The sequence below is a fragment of the uncultured Aquimarina sp. genome (assembly GCF_947500065.1).
Taxonomy (GTDB): domain Bacteria; phylum Bacteroidota; class Bacteroidia; order Flavobacteriales; family Flavobacteriaceae; genus Aquimarina.
In genome coordinates this window covers 1060439-1082430 of record NZ_CANMQT010000001.1, presented here as the reverse complement: position 1 = coordinate 1082430, position 21992 = coordinate 1060439, and the positions used below count along the sequence as shown (strand labels likewise).

General features: G+C 33.4%; 18 protein-coding genes. 11 read left to right on the top strand and 7 right to left on the bottom strand.

The features are described from left to right. Positions 1-234 precede the first annotated feature (234 nt). Entirely contained in the window at positions 235-417 is a 183-nt protein-coding gene (locus tag Q0975_RS04825) for a hypothetical protein (RefSeq protein WP_299433889.1), read from the top strand. Here Q0975_RS04825 and Q0975_RS04820 read toward each other — a convergent pair whose 3' ends face one another. Beyond that, positions 418-1308 carry an AraC family transcriptional regulator gene (locus tag Q0975_RS04820; RefSeq protein WP_299433887.1) on the bottom strand — a complete coding sequence of 297 codons (891 nt, stop codon included), beginning with the start codon at positions 1306-1308 and terminating at the stop codon, positions 418-420. Between the two features lie 199 nt (positions 1309-1507). Here Q0975_RS04820 and hemA point away from each other — a divergent pair, with 199 nt between their 5' ends. The 9 genes from hemA (at position 1508) to Q0975_RS04775 (ending at position 9019) form a co-directional block, all read left to right on the top strand. After that, entirely contained in the window at positions 1508-2758 is a 1251-nt protein-coding gene (gene hemA, locus Q0975_RS04815; protein ID WP_299433885.1) for a glutamyl-tRNA reductase, read from the top strand. Beyond that, positions 2758-3672 carry a hydroxymethylbilane synthase gene (gene hemC / locus Q0975_RS04810; RefSeq protein WP_299433883.1) on the top strand — a complete coding sequence of 305 codons (915 nt, stop codon included), beginning with the start codon at positions 2758-2760 and terminating at the stop codon, positions 3670-3672. Before hemA ends, hemC begins: the two co-directional genes overlap by 1 nt. Continuing rightward, positions 3673-4362: a uroporphyrinogen-III synthase gene (locus Q0975_RS04805; RefSeq protein ID WP_299433881.1), complete on the top strand. Its 690-nt coding sequence runs from the start codon at positions 3673-3675 to the stop codon at positions 4360-4362. Then, positions 4359-5384, top strand: a complete 1026-nt coding sequence (hemE, locus tag Q0975_RS04800) for a uroporphyrinogen decarboxylase (protein WP_299433879.1) — start codon at positions 4359-4361, stop codon at positions 5382-5384. The genes Q0975_RS04805 and hemE overlap by 4 nt, the downstream gene beginning before the upstream one ends. A 3-nt stretch (positions 5385-5387) precedes the next feature. After that, entirely contained in the window at positions 5388-5885 is a 498-nt protein-coding gene (locus Q0975_RS04795; RefSeq protein WP_299433877.1) for a hypothetical protein, read from the top strand. Between the two features lie 72 nt (positions 5886-5957). After that, on the top strand, positions 5958-6749 hold the full coding sequence (locus Q0975_RS04790; RefSeq protein WP_299433875.1) for an EI24 domain-containing protein: 792 nt from the start codon (positions 5958-5960) through the stop codon (positions 6747-6749). A gap of 3 nt (positions 6750-6752) precedes the next feature. Continuing rightward, on the top strand, positions 6753-7655 hold the full coding sequence (gene hemF / locus Q0975_RS04785) for an oxygen-dependent coproporphyrinogen oxidase (RefSeq protein WP_299433873.1): 903 nt from the start codon (positions 6753-6755) through the stop codon (positions 7653-7655). Positions 7656-7817: 162 nt separating this feature from the next. Next, entirely contained in the window at positions 7818-8432 is a 615-nt protein-coding gene (locus tag Q0975_RS04780; RefSeq protein ID WP_299433871.1) for a hypothetical protein, read from the top strand. A gap of 185 nt (positions 8433-8617) precedes the next feature. Further along, positions 8618-9019, top strand: a complete 402-nt coding sequence (locus Q0975_RS04775; protein WP_299433869.1) for a hypothetical protein — start codon at positions 8618-8620, stop codon at positions 9017-9019. Between the two features lie 333 nt (positions 9020-9352). Here Q0975_RS04775 and Q0975_RS04770 read toward each other — a convergent pair whose 3' ends face one another. Further along, positions 9353-10864: a carboxypeptidase-like regulatory domain-containing protein gene (locus Q0975_RS04770; RefSeq protein WP_299433867.1), complete on the bottom strand. Its 1512-nt coding sequence runs from the start codon at positions 10862-10864 to the stop codon at positions 9353-9355. Between the two features lie 385 nt (positions 10865-11249). After that, complete coding sequence (locus Q0975_RS04765; protein WP_299433865.1) at positions 11250-12761, bottom strand: carboxypeptidase-like regulatory domain-containing protein; 1512 nt, start codon at positions 12759-12761, stop codon at positions 11250-11252. A 42-nt stretch (positions 12762-12803) separates the two neighbouring features. On the opposite strand from Q0975_RS04765, the gene Q0975_RS04760 reads away from it, so the two are divergent. Beyond that, positions 12804-12956, top strand: coding sequence for a hypothetical protein (locus Q0975_RS04760; protein WP_299433863.1), 153 nt, complete (start codon positions 12804-12806; stop codon positions 12954-12956). Between the two features lie 176 nt (positions 12957-13132). Here Q0975_RS04760 and Q0975_RS04755 read toward each other — a convergent pair whose 3' ends face one another. From Q0975_RS04755 to Q0975_RS04740, 4 genes are all read right to left on the bottom strand, one after another. Beyond that, positions 13133-14827 (bottom strand): AraC family transcriptional regulator, encoded by a 1695-nt coding sequence (locus Q0975_RS04755; RefSeq protein ID WP_299433861.1) that lies wholly within the window; start codon positions 14825-14827, stop codon positions 13133-13135. 179 nt (positions 14828-15006) lie between these two features. Further along, positions 15007-17505 carry a prolyl oligopeptidase family serine peptidase gene (locus Q0975_RS04750; protein ID WP_299433859.1) on the bottom strand — a complete coding sequence of 833 codons (2499 nt, stop codon included), beginning with the start codon at positions 17503-17505 and terminating at the stop codon, positions 15007-15009. Between the two features lie 383 nt (positions 17506-17888). Next, positions 17889-19592 (bottom strand): AraC family transcriptional regulator, encoded by a 1704-nt coding sequence (locus tag Q0975_RS04745; RefSeq protein WP_299433857.1) that lies wholly within the window; start codon positions 19590-19592, stop codon positions 17889-17891. Positions 19593-19779: 187 nt separating this feature from the next. Further along, positions 19780-21921 carry a S8 family serine peptidase gene (locus Q0975_RS04740; RefSeq protein WP_299433855.1) on the bottom strand — a complete coding sequence of 714 codons (2142 nt, stop codon included), beginning with the start codon at positions 21919-21921 and terminating at the stop codon, positions 19780-19782. Positions 21922-21992 lie beyond the last annotated feature (71 nt).

Below are 21992 nucleotides of genomic sequence, written 5' to 3'. Positions count from 1 at the left end.
TTTCTTTTTCGAAGGGTAAAAATACAAACTATTCTATGGATAGATCATAAAATTATAATAAGACTTATTGATACCATAATCAGAGATTGGATGATGAAATGAAATATAGAATCTGTGTGTAAGTTGTACACTATTATTAAATATAAAGAAATCTTATGTCCAAGTTAAAATATTAGAAACTAGGATTTCCCACGTAATATTTCCTTATTTTTATAAGATCAAAAAAGCATTGAAATGAAACGTATTATTGTTGACGTCGAAAATGATAAACTACCCTTTATCTTAGAATTATTGGAACATTTCGAGTTTGTGTCGGTGTTTGCAGATTCAGATGAGGGTGATAGAGGAATGTATGATTCTATAGTTTCTCTACAAAAAGGAGAAGGAATTCCTGTTAAAGAATCTCGGGATAATTAATTAACTTAGATTCATCACATATTTTTTGGGAGTAGTACCAAATTTCTTCTTAAAAGCTGCTATAAAATGGCTAGCAGTGCTATATCCTACTTTTAACCCAACTTCGTTAACGTTGTGACTTCCCGTGGCGAGTAGTTGGCGAGCGACTTCCATTTTATAATCGAATAAAAAAGCATAAACAGGTTCCCCATAGATTTGTTTAAACCCATCTTTAAGCTTACTTAACGGTAATCCGATTTCTTTTGATAATTCCTGAAGGGTAGGAGGTTCTGCCATTCTAGAAATAATAATTTCCTTAGCCTGCTTAATTTTAAGAACATTTTCTTCATCAACAAGAAATGGACATTGATCTATATCGGCATCTTCAGGTTTATTAAAATATAGACTTAATAATTCATAAGATTTACCTTTAAAATATAATAGCTTAATAGACTTATGTAAATTATAACTAAGTATTTGGTTTAATACCACTACCATAGATGGAGAAATGTCAGAATCAGTATAATATTTTTTATCGCGATTACCTTCCCCAAGAAAAGGAATATAATCCGCTTCTCTGGAAAACAAGGAATGAAACTTTTTAATAGAAATTAAAAGAGACACTAACCATGAATCTTTTTCCATTTCTAGGTTCATAGGCAAATCTCGTTGAGGATTATAGAGTAAAAGAGATTTTTTTTCTGGTAAGGGTATTGCGTAACTTCCATTATTAAAATTAAATTTCATAGTGCCTTTTACACAAAAATGAAACTGAATATAACTACTATCAATATCTCTTATAATACGCTGAATATCATTGGTTTCGTTTTGAAACTTCAGAATGTAAAATCCATCTTCAATAATAGTTTCTTCCAGAATTCCTGGAGCGTTACTTTTTAGTTGTATTTCCATGTTTATAAAAGTATTTATTTAGAATAAATCTAAACAATTAAAATAGCAATCTTTGGGACTTCTACAAAAATAGGTGTTTTTACCCGTTTTTGCATATTTGGAGGTATAAACAACGCTTTTCGATACTTAAAAAACTTCTAGCGTTATTTTTTAGAGTGGATGTAGGATATTTTTGCTACGGAAAAATTGAGACAACCCAATGGAACCTCACCTACATATTAAAGGAGCTAATTTTTATACAATTGGTCTCAGCTATAAAAAAGCTGATGCTGAAATACGTGGTCATTTTAGTATAAACGATGAGGGAAAAACTGCGATCCTTGAGCAAGCAAAAGAAGAAGGGATCGAAAGTCTTTTGGTAATGTCTACTTGTAACCGGACAGAATTATACGGTTTTGCGCAACATCCATTTCAGCTAATCAAACTTTTATGCGAACACACACAGGGAACTGTTGAGGAGTTCGAAAAAGTTGCTTATGTTCACAAAAATGGGAAAGCAGTAGAACACTTTTTTAAAGTAGGAACAGGATTAGATAGCCAGATTTTAGGAGATTTTGAAATCATTGGACAAATAAAAACTGGTTTCAAAGCGTCTAAGAAAATACAAATGATCAATCCGTTTTTAGAACGATTGACCAATGCCGTTATTCAGGCTAGTAAACGCATTAAAAACGAAACTGAAATCTCTAGTGGAGCTACCTCAGTAAGTTTTGCAGCAGTACAATATATTCTTGCAAGAGTTCCTTATGTGACGGATAAAAACATATTGCTTTTTGGTACAGGAAAAATTGGTAGGAACACTTGCGAAAACTTGGTAAAGCATACTAAGAATGATCATATTATTTTAATTAACAGGACAAGAGATAAGGCAGAAAAAGTAGCTGGAAAATTTAATCTTGTAGTTAAAGATTTTGACAACCTGAAAGAAGAGGTGAATCATTCTGATGTACTAATCGTGGCAACGGGTGCTCAAAAACCTACTATTAATAAAGATAGTATCAGTACAGAAAAACCACTTCTTATTTTGGATTTATCTGTGCCAAAAAATGTAGATACTAATGTTACAGAGTTACCAAATGTAACTTTGGTGCATATGGATGACTTATCCAAAATAACTGATGACACTTTACAGCGAAGAAGAGTACATATCCCAAAAGCGGAAGCAATAATTGATGAGGTAAGATCAGAATTTGACAGTTGGTTGGAAACTAGGAAATTTGCTCCTACTATAAAGGCACTCAAAAATAAGTTAGCTTCTTTCAAAGAGGCAGAAATTAATCTACAACGAAAGAAAATATCTGATTTTAATGAAGAGCAAGCAACGCTCATTAGTGATCGGATTATTCAAAAAATTACAAATCATTTCGCTAGCCATCTAAAAGATGAAAACACTTCTTGTGATGAAAGTATTGAATTGATTCAGAAAGTATTCCAAATACAGAATAAATAGTGGAAAATAAGATCATCCGCATTGGTACTCGAGATAGTGAATTAGCACTTTGGCAGGCTCATACAGTACAGAATACATTAGAAAATCTTGGTTATCAGACAACTTTAGTTCCTGTAAAATCTACAGGAGATATTGTATTAGATAAACCTTTGTATGAATTAGGAATTACAGGAATTTTCACAAAAACCCTAGATATCGCAATGATCAATGATGATATTGATATTGCGGTTCATTCTATGAAAGATGTGCCAACCGCTTTACCTAAAGGCATTGTTGAAGCAGCCATTTTAGAACGTGCAAATGTGCAGGATATACTTTTACATAAAGGATTAGATTTTTTAGATGGAGAAGGAACTATAGCAACTGGAAGTTTAAGAAGACAGGCACAATGGTTACATAAATTTCCTAATCACAAAGTAGTAGATCTAAGAGGTAATGTAAATACCAGAATCCAAAAGTTAAACGATAGCGATTGGAACGGTGCTATTTTTGCTGCTGCAGGATTGGAAAGAATAAATCTAAAACCTAAAGAGTATATAGATCTTAACTGGATGACTCCAGCTCCGGCACAAGGAGCGATGCTAGTCGTTGCTAAAGAAAAAGACGCTTATTGTTTGGATGCGCTTTCGAATCTTAATCATACTGATTCTAAAATTTGTGTACATATAGAAAGAGAATTTCTTAGAGAATTAGAAGGAGGTTGTACTGCACCGATTGGAGCTTTAGCAGAGATTAAAGGAAATCAGATTTACTTCACAGGAGTTTTATTCAGTTTGGATGGAAAAGATAAAATTGAGGTTTGTAAAACCATTAAGATTGAGGACAGAAAAGATTTTGGGATACAATGCGCTCAAGAGGTATTAAATAGTGGAGGGAGAGAATTAATGAAGAAGATTAAAGCAGATTTAAAATAATTGAGTTCTAATTACTCCATATTATCCACAAAAAAACTTTCAGCATCTCAAAAGGAACTGTTGCTAAATTCAGGAATTGGATTTGTAGAATATAATGCGATTGAAATTGAGTTACTAGATGTTGAATTTAATCGTGATGTACAGTATGCAATCTTTACTAGCAAGAATGCTGTAAGAGCAATTTTTAATAATAATTCTAAATCGCTCCCTCTCCTGTGGAAGAGGGCTGGGGTGATGGCTTTCTGTGTAGGAGAAAATACCAAAAAACTTTTAGAAGAAAATGGGCAAAAAGTTATGGAAACGACTCAAAATGCTTCAGAATTAGGTGAAATTATTGCAAAAAAATATAAAAACGAACGATTTTCTTTTTTTTGTGGAAACCTGAGAAGAGATGAATTACCATCAATTTTAAAAGAAAATACTATTGAACTAGAAGAAATAGTAGTATATAAAACACATATGAAACCGAAGAAGTTTGATCGCACATTTGATGGAATATTATTTTTCAGTCCATCAGGAGTGCAGAGTTATATTTCTAATAATGCAATGAAAGGGAGTATGACTTTTTGCATCGGAAATACTACAGCTTCAGAAGTCAAGAAACATACAAAAAATAATATTGTTGCTAACAAACCAACTGTAGAGAATGTGATCGTTCAGGCAGTTAAATATTTTGATACACGGATATGATAAAAAACGATTTATTCCTAAGAGCTTTAAAAGGAGAAACGGTTGATCGTCCACCAGTATGGATGATGCGTCAAGCAGGAAGATATTTGCCAGAATTTATGGCGTTAAAGAAGAAATATGATTTCTTTACTCGATGTAGAACACCAGAGTTAGCATCAGAGATTACGGTGCAGCCTATTGATATTATAGGGCCGGATGCTGCGATATTATTCAGTGATATTTTGGTAATTCCGCAAGCCATGAACATAGAGGTGGAGATGAAAGATGGAATTGGTCCTTGGTTGCCAAAACCGATTAGATCACAAGCAGATGTAGATCAGGTGATCGTTCCGGATATCGATGAGGAACTAGGCTATGTAATGGATGCAATTAAGATGACCAAGGAAAAACTGGATAACAGGGTTCCTCTTATTGGTTTTGCTGGATCGCCTTGGACTATATTATGTTATGCAGTACAAGGGCAAGGTTCTAAGAATTTTGATAAAGCCAAAGAATTTTGTTTTACACAACCAGAAGCTGCTCATCAGTTATTACAGAAAATCACGGACACTACAATTGCATATTTAAAGAAAAAAGTAGCTACTGGAGTGAATGCTGTTCAGGTATTTGATAGTTGGGGAGGAATGCTTTCTCCTGTGGATTATCAGGAATTTTCTTGGAAATATATCCAGCAAATTGTGGATGCTCTAAAAGATGAAACAGAAGTTATTGTATTTGGAAAAGGATGCTGGTTTGCATTGAATGAAATGGCAAATTCAGGTGCTGCTGCATTAGGAGTAGATTGGACATGTTCTGCCAGAAATGCAAGATATCTTACTGGTGGAAATATCACATTACAAGGTAATTTTGATCCTTCTCGATTGTTATCACCTCCATCAGATATTAAAAAGATGGTAAAACAGATGATAGATGAATTTGGTAAAGACCGATATATTGCAAACCTGGGACATGGAATTCTACCTAATATCCCTGTTGAAAATGCCAGGGCCTTTGTAGATGCCGTAAAGGAATATAAGGTGTAACAAATGAAGATTAGGGATATTATTAGACGGTTTAGCGTTAGACAGTTATTTAGATTGTCGGGGCTATTGTTTCGGCATCCGTGGTATATAATTCCTACCTTAAGGGCGACTAAAAAAACAATGATTATTTGTGATTCCTTGTTTGGAAAAGCACATCATAAGAACGGAAAAGCAAATGCATTTAGACATGCGCTGTGGAATGTATTGATCTGTCAAAAGACCTTTATACATTCTAAAAATGAAGAAAAATCCATTGTTTGGACTCAAAAAATCACTGATTTACACGAAAAATTAGCACCGAATGAAGCTATAGCAGAAGCGATGGATTTGCATAATAACAGATTAGGAAGATTGTATTTTAAGAGTTTAAACAGTGCTTCTGAAGAAGAAACGGTTGCCTTTCTAAAAGAAAAAACAAAGAGCGCTAACTTGGTAAAAGATATAAAAGAGATAAAGGAGTTTCATGATGATTTGGTTTATCTTTCTGATGAAAATAACTAATACATTTGTATAAATTTTGAAACAAAACTCTTAAAAAGGCTACTTATAAGAAGTTAACCAATTTATAAGATTATGATCAAGAACATCATTAATGGTATCAAAGCATATTTTGGAGGTTTTGCTTTAATCTCTAAATTAGGATTATGGAAGTATTTCGCTGTTCCGATTCTTATTAGTTTTTTAACCGGAATTCTATTTATGATTTCGGCTTGGTTTTTATCCGACCCACTAGGAAGTTTTATAGCCAAAGCATGGGTTTGGGATTGGGGATCAGAAACATTTGCTGTCATTAGTAAGTATTTTAGTATTCTACTAATACTAGCAATAGGATTGGTGCTGTATAAACATATTATAATGGCGCTATCCGCACCATTTATGAGCCCGGTTTCAGAAAAAGTAGAAGCACATCTCTTGGGAGATCAACATCAAGATCACCAACACCGTAATACTTCATTTAGAGAACAATTGATGCGTGGTATCCGTATTAATGTAAGAAACCTCTTTAGAGAATTACTATTTATCATTCCTTTATTAATTCTAAGTCTTATTCCGGTAATCGGAATTGTAGCTACTATATTGATGTTTGCTATACAAGCATATTATGTAGGTTTTGGTAATATGGATTATACGATGGAACGTCATTTTAAATATAAAGAAAGTGTTCAGTTTGTAAGAAAGCATAGAGGAACTGCTATAGGCAATGGAATTGTATTTATGTTGGTGTTATTAATTCCTATTATTGGGTTTATTATAGTACTTCCGATATCTGTAGTTGCTGCCTCTACTGAAACGGTTAGAATTCTGAATGAAAAAGGATTAATCGAAGTAAAAGGCTCTGATGCGATTTCTAAAATCGAAGCATAAGACATGAAAGAAAAATTTTACCAATACATACAGGATTTACAAGATACGATCACCTCTGGATTAGAAGAGATCGATGGTCAAGCCAAATTTAAAGAAGACATCTGGAAACGTTCCGAAGGTGGCGGTGGTCGCACTCGAGTGATAGAAAACGGTGCGGTTTTCGAAAAAGGAGGTGTCAATATTTCTGGAGTTCATGGCAAATTACCTAAAGCGATGCAAAGCTATTTTAATGTGGGTGATGTAGATTTTTTTGCCTGTGGATTATCGCTTGTACTCCATCCTAAGAATCCTATGGTTCCTACAGTGCACGCCAATTGGAGGTATTTTGAGATGTATGATAGTGAAGGTACAATTGTAGATAGTTGGTTTGGTGGAGGACAAGATCTTACACCCTATTATCTATTTGATGAAGATGCCAGACATTTTCATCAAGTGTGTAAAACTGCTTGTGATAAACATAATGCTGATTTTTATCCTTTGTATAAAAAGAAGTGTGATGAATACTTCCATAATGCGCACCGTTGTGAAGGTCGTGGAGTAGGAGGTTTGTTTTTTGATTATTGCAAGAAAACGGGTAATATGACTATGCAGGATTGGTATGATTTTGTAACCGAAGTGGGTGATAGTTTCCTTGAAGCATATGTACCAATTGTAGAACGAAGAAAAAGCATAAGCTATACTGATATTCAAAAAGATTGGCAAGAGATTCGTCGTGGTAGGTACGTGGAGTTTAATCTCGTTCATGATAAAGGAACGTTATTTGGGCTAAAAACAAACGGAAGAATAGAGAGTATTTTGATGAGCTTACCGCCGCAAGTACAATGGCGATATGATCATCATCCAGAACCAGATACGGAGGAAGCACGATTAGTAGAAATTTTAAAGAATCCAATTGAGTGGGTGTAATCCTACTAAAAAAGAGTCAAAAACCGGAACCATCTTCATTTAAATCGGTTAAAGTGCATAAAAATTAGGATAAAAGGTTGCATATATGTTTTTTTTTGTTAACTTGCGCACACTTATGGGGCTTATTGAATAAATTTTTAACCAATTAACACCCAGAACCCTATGAAAAAAATTCTACTATTGTTAACTGTGATCCTTTTGACTGGATGTCAATATTTCCAGGATGGAAATCAGAAATCTAAGTTTACGAATTTCTCGAAAAAGAACACAATCGAATTTCGTCAGAATACTATTATGCTTACGGATGGTTATGAGAAGACTAGTCCTGAGCAGTTTAAAGTTAGGTTAGATTCATTATCTGATAGTCCTAAATTTAAGAATATTGCACTGGAAGAATTGAAAAAAATTGAAGATAAAAATGTTGATTTTCAGTTATTTGTTGATGAAAGTAATGTGGAAAACTACGTATTTATTTACGCTTGTGATTTTTATCAATTAGATGAGCATAGAGCGGCTACTGTGGTAGAGGCTTTAAGTAGACAACTAAAAGATGAAGCGAATGTACAGGAAGTTCGTTATAAGAGAATCCACGGAAGATTTTTCTTTACTCCTACTTCTAAAATCGTTAAGTTAAAATACTTAAAAGGATACAAGTTAGAGAAGAAATATCAGGCAGAGTACATTGTGGCTTCTAGATCTGGTGGTATCGGACTACTAATAAGTAATCTTGAGAATGTAGATTTCGAAAATTCTATCAAAAGATTAGCTGTAAAATAATACAGTACACCAATTTACGTTAATTGGGTTTTCATATAAAATTATAAAGGTATTGATTCTTGGATCAATACCTTTTTTTGTTACTACAATAATTAATCTTTGTATATTTTAGGAATGATAAATCAAAACTTGAGGTGACATTTTAGGGATTATTTTATAGTGATGAGGAATATTAAAGTTAAAAAATGAAAAGAATCTTAGTCATATTAATCTGCTTCAGTAGTATTGGCTGTGCACGTACTATAGAACCTACTGCGGAGAATGTGAACAAGATATTTGCTTCTCAGGATTTTACTTTTGAGTTTCATAAGACCGGAGAAACAACGAAATCTATTAGTTTCAGGGATGATTATCTGGTGTATAAAAGTGATCAGCCTACCGTAAGACGTGAGATCAGCTATGATGAGGTATTGTTGATTAATGATTTTATCCAGAATATTGTCAATCTACATCAGCAGGATGCGGATCCGGCGCCATCATTTTACTATGTGGTAAAGAATACTGCGTATACAACAACGATTATCCCAGATCAGGAAGCCTATTATTTCGAGGCTTTACTAAAGACCTTGAAGTTATATGAACAGTAATGTATGTTTATTGTTCACCAACTATGTAGAACGGACTTCGAGAGCCTCAGTCCTCTGAATCGCAATACGACGTATTAGAATGACATCGTGAATGTGCAAAGAATTGTCATTCCGGCGTAGGCCGGAATCCACAATAGTAAGAAAATGTTTGAGTCTGCTCTACTTGCTCGACAGCGCTTAGCGATGGATGGGAAGGAACTTTGGAGTTAGTGGTATTGTCAATAAAAAACCCTTACCTTAATCCTCTCCCAGAGGGAGAAGAAACATAAAATCTATAATTACAAGTAATTAAACTTTATCCATATCTTTTCTTATATAGAACTCAGGTCTTTTCTATTCTTCTATATCTTCAATTTCATCCTCTTCAATCACCTTAAATCGTTTGATGGCTGTATTAGGCTCTATAATATTATATCCTTTCCAGAAATCAGGATTGTATTTTGATAGATAGGTAGATTCTACATTTTTATTTTCTTTGCTGCTATTATATGCTGCTTCAGTAATATTTTGAGCATCAAAGACGATCACTTCATATTTATTTTTAGCATAACTAATAACATCTAGATTTAGCGATAATTGATTTTGCTTATTTCGCCCTTTAACATATTTGTTCTTCTCTATGATACTTAAGGGACGATCTACTCCAAATTTGTTCTCCGTTACTTTTTCGATAAATTTCACACCATATTTACCATCAGATCCTTTAGTAAAAATTGTAGTTCCACTTAACCCATTTTCTTCAAAACTAACACCTAATAAATTAAAACTACGTAAACGTTTTACATTTTGATAGTCCACTCGTATGACAGCAAAGTCTTCTGTATTTACATATAGGGTGCCTTTAAAATCACCTCTTCTTTTTGGTGTGAATTTGATAACATAAACTCCCACATCATCCAGTATGGTATAATCTACCCGTTCAAAAATATACCTACCAGAGTTTTTGATCACATTTAGTTTAGTGTCTGACTGATAGAATGTTTCATTAAATAGGTTTTTAAGATTCATTTTTCTGGACTTAAAGAAAAAATTTTCTTTGGGGTTTTCGATTCCATCAGCAATATCCTTGGCATCTTGATTGGCTTTAAGAATAGAATCTACTTGTACCTTTTGGCTAAAGAGGCCGGATTTTATTTTTAGGTATGAATTAGGTTTTACGTTATCCCTAAAGATTTTCTCCATCTTTTTGAATATAGCCTCAAAAGATCCGCCATTATTTTTGTCGTATAAACGAGCTCCTTTAATGACATTCAGTTTCTGTTTGTCGGTATTCCCATAAAAATCACACAAAGCTTCGGCATAAAAAACAGAGTTTCTAGGAACCACACGCGATATACTATCTACCAATTTTTTATCAATCTCGGCTATAGTAGATTTTTTGAATTCAATATCCATCTTTTTGATATAACTGGTATTGGTCTCCCTAAAAAACAGTCTGCGTTTGGCAAGATCAGATCTATAGTTGTCTTCCATCTTATCATCTACATTGTCAATGATATCATCAATATCAAGGTTTTTATTAGAGATAAAAACACTTTTTAATGCTATTGCCTTAGGCTGGATATAGATAATACTATCCGTAATACTTTGGACTGCGACTCCTACTTTCTCATATCCCATCGAGGAAATGTAAATAGAATCTATTTTTGATTGGATGTCATCTAGGGTGATACTAAAACTACCTTCTTCATTGGTTACTACACCTTGGTTTTCTCCAATCTGTATGGTTGCATAGGGGATAGGTTGATTTGTCTTTTTATCAACAACTCTGGAACTAATTTTTTGGGCTGTTACAGAAGAAGAAATCATCCATACACCAAGTATTAATAATACAATTCTATTCATTTTCATAGCATCAGTAGATTCATAAAATTACACGATAAAAGTATAGTTTCCAATATATGCACTACATAGTTACAACGAAAAAAAATACAATCATGGTAATGTATTCTTAAAATAAGACGGGATATCTACTGATTTATAACAGTGAGAATAGCGAATACTATGTTAATATAGAAACTGAATAGACAATTTAGTGTTGGAAGTAGATTGTAATCTACATTTCGACAAGCTCAATAGGACAGGCTAGATTGTAGTGAAAATGTGCAAAGAATTGTCATTCCAGCGTAGGCTGGAATCTATGATCGTAACATGATATTAAGTGTTTTCACTATTAAAAACCCTCACCTTAGTCCTCTCCCAGAGGGAGAGGAAACTTATATATTAGATGCTACGATTCCCCTTCAATAGCCGTAAATTGTTTTATAGCAGTATTAGGTTCTATGATGTTATATCCTTTCCAGAATTCTGGATCGTATTTAGATAAGTACTGTGGTTTGATGGATTTGTTTTCTTTGCTACTCTCATACTCACCTTCTGTGATGGGTTGAGAATCAAAAACGACAACTTCGTATTTACTGGTTTCACCAGCACCGATATCTAGTCCTAAGGACAACTCGTTTTGCTTACGTCTTCCTTTTACAAACTTATTTTTCTCAATGATTTTTAGTGGACGATCAACCCCAAAAACATTCCCTGTTGTCTTTTCTATATAGCGCACACTGTATTTACCATCTGCACCTTTGACAAAGATTGTTTTTCCTTTATACATTGTTTCGTGATAACTGATTCCTAGCAACCCAAAGTTTCTTAGGTTTTTTACATTTTCATAATCCACTCGCATAATTGCAAAATCTTGAGTGTTTACATACATGGTTCCTTTAAAATCAGCGCCTCTTTTAGGTTCAAAATTAATGATGTACACACTGCTATCATCGATAATGGTATAATCGATTAGCTCAAACTTATAACGGCCAGATTTATCAATAAAATTCAATTGAGAATCTTCCTGAAAAAACATATTAGATAACAGACTTTGTAGAGATGATTTTCTATAGTTCAGAAAATAGTTTTCTTCATTTTTATTAGGTTTCTCTATTTCACTTTTTACTTCTGCCGCTTCTTCATTAGCATCAAAAATAGAATCCATCTGTACTTTGGTACCTAATATCCATCCAGATTTGATTTTAAGGTAAGAGTTGGGTTTTACGTTTTTCTTTAGAATATCTTCTAGTTTTTCAGAGAGTGCCTCCATAGAACCGTCATTGCTTTTATCATAGAGCTCAGCACCTTTGATAATGTTTAGTTTTTGCTTATCAAAATCACCATACAGATCACATAATGCTTCTGTGTAATAGGCAGATTTTCTAGGGATGATAGATATCACGCTATCGATAAATTTTTTATTAAACTCTTTGATGGTAGATTTCTTGAATTTTATATTCATTTTATGCAGATCACTAAAATTTGATTGTCTGTAAAAAAGTTTTTTATGAGACATGTCTTTGCTATAGTTTTTGTCTACATTATCTTTTACATTATCAATAATCTCATCAATACCCAGATTTTTATTAGAGATAAATACACTACTAAGTTCTAATGCTTTAGGTTCTACATAAATAATACTGTCCATAGGACTTGTAAATGCAGTACCTATTTTTTGATATCCCATGGATGATATATAGATGGAATCTAGTTTTGCTAGTTTTGGATCTAATGTAAAACTAAATATTCCTTCTTCATTGGTAATTACCCCTCCATTTTCTGCATATTGAATAGTCGCATAAGGGATGGGTTCGTTAGTTTTTTTATCCACTACTTTAGAGGTTATGGTTTGTGCAAATAACGATACACTAGATAAAAATGCTATTGCAACTATTAAGATACGTTTATGGATATTCATGATTTGATGATTTTGTTTTGTGATTGACGTTACTGTTTGTTTATGCTGTACTCTTATATAGACGCAAATAAATCTACGATGGTTGCCTGCGCAACTTTAATACCAATTATTACATTGGTGTACGAAGAAGACGGTTCTCAGGATGAATTGTTACAAAGAGGGGTTGGAAAGTTTGTGAGTAATGAGTTTGCTTAGGACTTCGAGAGCCTCAGTCCGCGCAAAATCAGCATACGATACGAGAGCTGTATTTCGGCAAGCTCAGCATACGAGGGTTGAGGTTCTCGAAACCCGAAGTAAAACCTTGCTTCTTTGAAGGATAAGTTGGGTAAAGATATGACTATGAAAGTAAGGTGAAATGTTACGGAAACGTATTAGGGTTGTTTCAACAATTCTCTAATAAAATATGAAGGATAGATGCCTGCGTTTTTATAAAAAGCCTTGGAGAAAGACTCTGGATTGTTAAATCCAATTTCTTGAGCTAAGGCTAATACTGTGTATTTTCTAAAAATAGGATCATTCTTTAGTTTATCAATTACATAATCTACCCTAAGGTCGTTCATATACTGTGTGAAGTTTTTTCCTTTATGTTTGTTAATCACCTTAGAAAGGTAATTAGAATTAGAGTTAAAACTTTTGGCTAGACTGCTCATATTAATGTCCGGATTTAAAAACTCTTTACTATCCTCAAACTGTTGTAAACATTCAATAAGGTGCTGTGTTATCTCTTCACTAATTGCTAATCTGTTATCCGTATTCTTTGATTTTTTAAAGGCATCATCGGTAGATTGATCCGCAACTAATTTTAAAAAACGTTGTTTGTATAATCGCTGTCTATAAAAATAGAAACTTGCAATTATGATACTCAATATCAAAAGACCCGAGGTAACGAGGTTTTTGATAGAAGTTTTCGAATTCTCTTTTTCCAAAAAAGCAATCGCTTGTTCTTTTTCTTGTATCAGTTCCCTAGTATCAAATTCTCTAAAAAGTTGATCTCCTACAATTTTATAATTACTGGTTAGAATACTATCTGATTTTAGCAGCTTATTAATATACTTTAGTTGATTCGTTTTATCATTCTTAGATTTATAATGATTAACCAATTCTTTATGAGCAGTTATCAATTCTGGTATGAAATGATTTTGGGTTTCAGCTATTGAATCCGTTTTCATAAAATTCTTTATTGCTTTTTCCTGATTATCTAAACCCTTATAAGAAAGTCCGATATGTAAGTATGCTTCGATTAGGTTATATGCTTCTGTATATGTATTCCTTTTTTCAATAATCTCAGGAATAGATTTTTCTATTTTTTGAATCGCTAAGAAGTACTTTTTATTGTGATAATCGAGTATACCCTCATTTAATCTAAATAAAATATCAATCTCTTTATTCTTTGACAATTCACTTCCTCGATGATTTAGAATTTCTGCCGAATCTATTTTTTTATTTAATCGAAAAGCTGATATTGTCTCAGCCAAGGTGAGCAGATATCCAATCGAATCCAATTTCCCTTGCTTTAAAAGCATCTCATTTTCTCCAAATTCCAAAGCTTCCATAAATAGATTTTTAGCTTCTTCATATTTGCCTAAATTTCGTTTTAATATTGCAACATTATGTTTCAATGCGTTTATATAAAAGGTATTGTTATTTCTTTTGGCATATTTTAATGCACTAAGATAGTCTTCAAGTGATTTTTTTTGGTTTCCCATATTGTGGTAAAGAAGTGCTCTTGAATTATATAACATTTCTGGCCAATGTTCTTCTTCTTGGTCTAAACCGTAAGTAATAACTGAGTCCCAAATCTCAATTTTTTTTAAACTAGATTTCTTATAAATATGACGTTTCATCATATAGGCGCGAGCAACTAAGCTGGAGTCCTTTTGGTTTTTTGCTCTATTAATATACTCGTTAGCATATATTTTAGCAATTTCTTCGTTTTCAATATATTCATAAAACTTGTCAGCAATTTGACTATATGTAAAACTTGCTAAAGAATCTTGGGTTTTATACGATTGTCCAAATGATAAAAGAGCAAATAGAAAAAGTAATATTGTAAGCTTTAGTCTCATGAATTATTATTTGACTTTGGTTAAGCCAAAAGTATCTAATTTGATTTGTGAAGATGGGTTTTCTATGGATAAATTGATCCAAAGCTAATCGATATTTATGAAAAACGGGTTTGACTCATATGGACAAACCCGTTTTTGTATGGTTATATTTACTATTTTTAGATAGTGTTTATGTAAACTTATTTATCAATCTTACTTTCCACTTTTTCTATTTTCTCCTTTTTGTTAAGGTCTCGATTTTTCACATACTTGTCAAACCAATTCATTTGTTCCCATAACACATGCTCTATAGATTCTTTGGCTCTATACCCGTGATCTTCAAAAGGTAACAATACCAATCTGGCAGTTCCTCCTGAACCTCTGACTGCCTCATAAAATACCTCTGACTGAAAAGTGAGTGTTCCGGGATTAGAATCATCATCTCCATGAATAATCAAAATAGGTTCATTTACCTTATCCGCAAAGAAGGTCGGGGAGCAGTCTATATAGGATTTGGTAGCTTCAAAGAGTGAACGGCGTTCTCCTTGAAATCCAAAGGGCTGATTTGTTTTGTTATACGAACCACTTCGTGCAATACCTGCACAAAATAAATCGGTATGTGCCAGTAAATTGGCAACCATTAAACCTCCGTGGCTATGACCAATCACACCAATTCTATCCGGATCAGCGATCCCCATATCTACGGCTTTTTTAACTGCTGCTTCTGCATCGGCCACCAATTGTGGAACGAAGGTGTCATATACCGTTTCGGGATCCCCAACCATCGGCATAGCTGTATTATCTAGTACCGCATATCCTCTCATCAAAAAGTATTTATGCGATGCTCCCCAAATACGCATAAAACGATTGGAAGAACCTCTAACCTGTCCTGCAGTTTTTGCTCCAGAATATTCCAGTGGGTAGGCATATACAACCGTAGGTAATTTGGTTCCTTCTTTATATCCTGGAGGTAATAATAGTTGGAAACTTAATTCGACCCCATCCTTTCTTTTATATTTTACAATCTTATTTTCTATCTGACGTAACTCCGGACTTGGGTCTTCAAATTTTGTAATTGGGTTTTTAGTAATTTCTCTGGTACTTTCACCAGCATTTGCTTCAATGGATTTGCCTAATTTTGCCACATAGAAGTTAGGTACTGTTGTAGAAGATTCAGAACTCATGATGAAACTATTGGCATCTTCAGCAAAACCAACAAAGTATTCATACTTCTCCTTGGCAGATCTGAATATTCTTTCTGTTTTTCCTGTTTTAATATTCCTTTTATCCACAAATGGGCGATCTCCTTCTTTGGTACCTCCGCTCCCACGGAAATACATAGACCCGTCTTCTACTTTAATAACATATCGACCATTATCTAATTGCGTAAAAAGAGGGTAGCCCGGATCATTATAGCGATCATCTTCGTCTAAATCAAACCATAATCTGGATGTACCCTTGTTAACATCTAGTAACCAGACATAACGCCATCTTTTCATACGCTCTCGCTGAGATACCATAAGCATTCCATCGGGACCCCACCAGGTTGATTGTATGCGGTGTTCTGCTTTAAAAACTTCTTCTGGTTCTCCATTAAAAGGAGCTTCCCATCGCATTAGTTTATCTCTAGATTCGGCTTTTGCCACTGGGTTACCTCCATCAAGTGCTTCTCTCCAGAACAACGTATGCGGAGCGGTAGGTTGCCAGTTTACAGAACGAGGCCCGGTAATCACCCCATGCACAGGTACTTCATTAGCAACAGAATGATTGACAATGGTTTTTACCAACTCTCCTTTTATATCCCATACTTCAATATCATTGGCAAATCGCCACCACCCCACTTCGTGTGACCAGGGCTCTTTCAATCTTTCTATCAATAAATATTTACCATCCGGAGAAACACCCGCCCACATATAGGAAGCAGTAGGACCGATTACCTTTGTTTTTTTTGTTTTGGTATCATAAATCACCAATTCACTCTGGGTGTAGTAGCTAAACAATTCGTCATCGTATGCTGTTTCGAGTAGGTTTCTTGCTTCATAGGTAGATCTTGCAGAAGCACCGGCATCTTCTAAAATTTTTGGTCCTTTCGGCATAGCTGATTTTTGTGGAGCAGTCCCGCGATTAGGAATTTTTCTGATCAATAATTTTTCCTGATCCGGAAACCATTTAACCGCCTGGTCCATAAGTGGATTAAGAACGATCCCCTGTACTTTTTCTACATGGCCACTGATGTCACCCATCCACAATTCAATCCGGTCTTCAAATCCAACGGATAATGTAAAACGCTGCCCGTCTGCAGCCCAAGAGGTAGCCATTATCTCTGCTTGTTTTGGGATATTCAGCTTAATGGTTGTCCCATCTTTAATCGTAAGAATCCTGGGCGAAGTACCCCCATGCCTACCATGGTAATAATTGTTTTTTGGATTAACTCTAGTTCCTGCTAATTTGAGCATAGGTCCTGCAAGCTCTGATAAGGTTGGATATATAATAGGATCTGATAGCAACATATGTGTTTTTACAGGAGATATAGAAGTCCTTGGTAGTTGCGGTGCGTGGAGAATTTTGAGTATATCTTCTTCTGGGGATTTCCAGGTATTGTCATTGGCTTCAATACTTTTTTCTTGAGCCAGCATTGCCTGATTAGATAACAGACAAATACAACTGATACATAAAAGTGTGTGGATTATTTTTTTCATGAGTTTATTTTTAGAGATCCTTGTCTTATTTAGTGTTATGAAGATATAAAATGTTACCTGTATTTTTAAATATATTCTGATTTTAAGTAAAAATGAGTTTGATAGTAAGCTTCAAACCCGTTTTTGTGCTACGATCTGAGATTGATGAAAGATTACTACTAGAAGAAATAGCTTTATGATTTTGTTCATTTTAAGTTTATGAAGGATATCTTCTCATTCTAATTGATGCTATTACTGAATTGGCTATAATAAAAGATGATATGGTGAAATGGAAATCTGAGTTTGCTTCGGACTTCGAGAACCTCAGTCCTCGGAAAAGGTTCACTCCTTTGAAGGAGCCGTTTTTAATGTATGAAAGTAATATAAGGTGGTGTAGAAACGTATTAGGGTTGTTTCTCTAATTCCTTAATGAAATAGGATGGATAGATTCCTGTTTTTTTATAGAACGCTTTAGAAAATGCTTCTGAGTTATTGAACCCTATTTCTTGAGCTATGGCTTTTACCGTATATTTTCTATATATAGAATCTTCTTTTAGCTTATCAATTATAAAATTTACTCTTAAGTCATTTATATAATTACTAAAGCTTTTTTCCTTAAATGTATTTATTGCTTTAGAAAGATAGGTGGAATTAGAACCAAAGCTTTTTGCTAAATCCTTGGAGTTAATGTTGGTGTTTAGATATTCTTTTTTTTCTTCAAATTCCTGAAGTTTATCTAGTAAATTATTTAAAGTTTCTTTATTGATAGAAGAAGATCCTGATTGATTATCATTTGGTTTATTGTCTTCTTTATCATTCCTGTTTTTATTGAGTAGTTGAAAAAACCGTTTCTTATAAAGTCTTTGCCGATAATAATAGTATGCTATACCAAATAAACTTATGATAAGTAGAAAAGTTATAATTATGTTTTGTATTGATATTTTATCATTTTCCTGTTCCAAATAACTAATGATTCTTTCTTTATCTTCAACCAATTCTTTTGCGTCGAAATCATCAAATAATTGTTTGCCAACTATTTTATAATTACTGGTCAGAATACTATCTGCACTTAATAGTTTATTAATATAAACTAATTGATTACGATTATCATTTTTTGATTTATAGTAGTCTATTAACTCAATATAAGCAAGCCTGTTTTCTGGAACAAAATAGTTTAGATTATCAGAAATCGAATCTACTTTTTTGAAATAACTTATAGCTTCTTTTTCGGAGCCTAGGTTTTTTACAGATTTTCCTAAAAACAAATTTGTTTCAATTTGATTATAAGTTTCTATAAAATTATTGCCCTTTAATCGTGGTAAAACCTTTTTGAGTTTATGTTTAGCTGTTAAATATTCATGATCATGGTATGCGAGAATACCGTCGTTTAAATCAAATAAGACATCAATTCCTAGGTTTTTTGAAAGTTTTATTCCTGCCTTATTAAGAATTTTTGCAGAATCTAATTGCTTATTTAATCTATATGCTGAAACTGTTTCTGCCAAAGTCTGTAAATAATGTATAGTGTCCCATTTATCCTTTTTATTGACCATATCAATTTCTTCATAGGCAAGGCATTCATTAAATAGGTTTTTTGCTTCTTCGTACTTACCTAATTTTCGTTGTAAGATTGCAATATTATGTTTTATTATGAAAATAAAGGATGTATTATTATTCTCTTTTGCATATTTTAATCCTGTTAGATAATCACTAAGGGCATTGTTAAGATCTGCTCTATCATTATAAACTAAAGCTCTTCTATTATAAATAACTTCATTACCATTTCCTTTTCGAGTATTTTTATTATAATAAATTGAAGAATCTAAGGCTGTCAAACTTCTTATATCTTGAGGATTATAAAGCCAGTTTATTATAAAAAAAGCATTGCTTATTTGTATGCTATCATTCTCTTTTTTTGCTTTAAATAGATAAGCTTTTATATATTTTTCCGCAATTTGATTATTACTTGCTTCTAAATATTCATATGATTTATCATATAGTTCTGAATATGTTTTTTGCTTTAGAGAATCATGGCTATAAAATGATTGGCCATATCCTAAATATGATAGGAAAATAAGAATAATAGTAATTGAATATTTTAAACTCATTTTGGGTATCTTTTTGTTTGCATCAAAAGTATCTAAATATTGATGTATAAAACAAAATTTCCCTCACGGTTGATAGAAAAGATACACGGTTTTTATCAATTACGACTTGTAGTGTTTGTTTTCTGGATATTGGGGCTTTCTTATATACAGAAGTATTGTTTATATGAAGTTTTTATAAATTGAGAATTTACTTTTCCTTTGAAATCTGTTCTGCCAAAACTAGCGCATTATACGCATTTACAATCTTACCGGATTTAGAAAGTTCTGAGAAGTGGACTAGTTTTTTAGTGCCATCTTCGTGTTTAACTTCTACATCGACATCATACAAAGTACCGGAATCCATTAGGATTTGTTTTACCTGTTTCGCAGAAAGTTTAGGGTAGTATGATCTTATCAAAGCTGCTATTCCAGCAACTATAGGAGAAGCTAGAGAAGTTCCTTCGGTAGTGGTATATTTATTTTTGCCATATTCTGTGGTATAAATTTCCATACCTGGAGCAAAAATATCTACATGTTTTTTACCGTAATTAGAAAAGCTGGCTTTAAGATTTTTAGGGTTCCAGGTGCTAGCTCCAACAACGATAAAATTTTCAACAAACTCTTTCTCATTATTATAATCGTTGAGATAATACTTGTAGAGATCATTATCTGAATTATCATTTCCACCTGCCGTAATTAAAAGCACATCGTTATCAGCTGCATATTTTATAGCATCATTTACCCAGTCTTCATGTAATGATAGCGTCTTACCCCAACTCATATTTATTACCTTGGCACCATTATCCACAGCATAACGTATAGCTAAGGCAACATCTTTGTCGTTTTCATCTCCGCTTGCTACCATAACTACTGGCATTATTTTAATGTAATCCGAAAAGCCTTTGACGCCCAGATTATTTGATCTATTAGCTGCTAATGTGCCCGCAACTACTGTAGCGTGGGGAAATGGAACATCTCCATAAACTATGGGGCTTCCATATTTGTTATCATGGATATTATTTACGTCGTCACCAATGATAGCTCTTTCATTATAATCCAAATTAAGCATCGTTTCTTTTTCATGTTCTAATTCTTCAATGAATTCGTTTAAGTATTCTTTGCTTAACTCATACTTAATGGCGTCTCTATATCCTGTTATTTTGTACTGTACAAAAGGGTCTTTTTTATAAATAGTTATAAGACTATCCAATTCGGAAGTTGTATATTCATTTTTTGGATATATACTATCCAGAAGTTTTTCACCTTCTACTACAATTTCTTTCCATTTCTTAATATTCTTTAGGGTTTCTTTGTTTTCTGCAATGTTCTTTTCCCTTTTTTGATAGGCAGAGGTATACATTTTATATGCATTCATCAATTTATTGGGGATTTCTTCAGGTTTTTTCCCTTTAAAAATAGCGTCATATTTTTTAAGAATCCTAGTGCTTTCTTTCTGTTCATACACTACAAACTCTCCTTCTCGATTGCTCAAAAAATCCCAACCGTTGATATCATCGATATATCCGTTTTTGTCATCGTCAATATTATTATCAGGAGTTTCATTGGTATTATACCAGATCTGGTCTTTTAGATCTTCGTGATGGATGTCTAATTTGGTATCCAGAACCGCAACGATTACCTCTTGCCCCATTTTGGTGTTTAAAATCTCTTCATAAGCTTTTTCTAAACTCACACCTGGGATTGAGTCATTGGTATAATCCTTATGATACCATGTTTTGAGGGTTTCTTTTGTTAAAGGTTTCGTTATATTCTTTCCTTTGATACGAAGGGATTGTTTCCCATCTTTATGATCTGATGCTAAGTTGTAAGTGAATTCTTTTACTTCTAATAGAGTATCAGGAGATATTCCCTGACCCCATCCCGCTAGTAATTCATCAAGTTCAAATCCATTATTTTTAATAGGGAAAAGCATGAAATCACCATTTTCATTTTCCAGATATAATTTGAAATCATCAAAATAAAATGTCCCATTATAATGGGCGATTCCTCCAAAGTTTAGTTTGTTAGCATTTTTATCCAGCTCACCAATGATTTCATACTCCTTCCATTGATCCGAGATGATAGGACGATCATCCATATTATCAAAAAAACCTGTTTCATCATTATTAGTATCTACTCTCGCCCATAAACCTGCTTTTATGGTAGAATCCTGCTTATGTCCAATAACCTTAGCCCAACCTTGGAGTTTAAATTTGATTGTTCTATCTGTTTTTACTTCTATTGCTTGCACAAAAGAAGTCCAATCTCCGGATACTTTTTTGGTCTGTGCTACGAGCTGAGATTGATAAAAGATTACTATTAGAAGAAGTAGCTTTATGATTTTGTTCATTTTTGATTTTTATTAAAGCCTTATGTGTTATATAATTTTAGAAATCTGTTCTTCGAAAAGTAAGTCAGGTC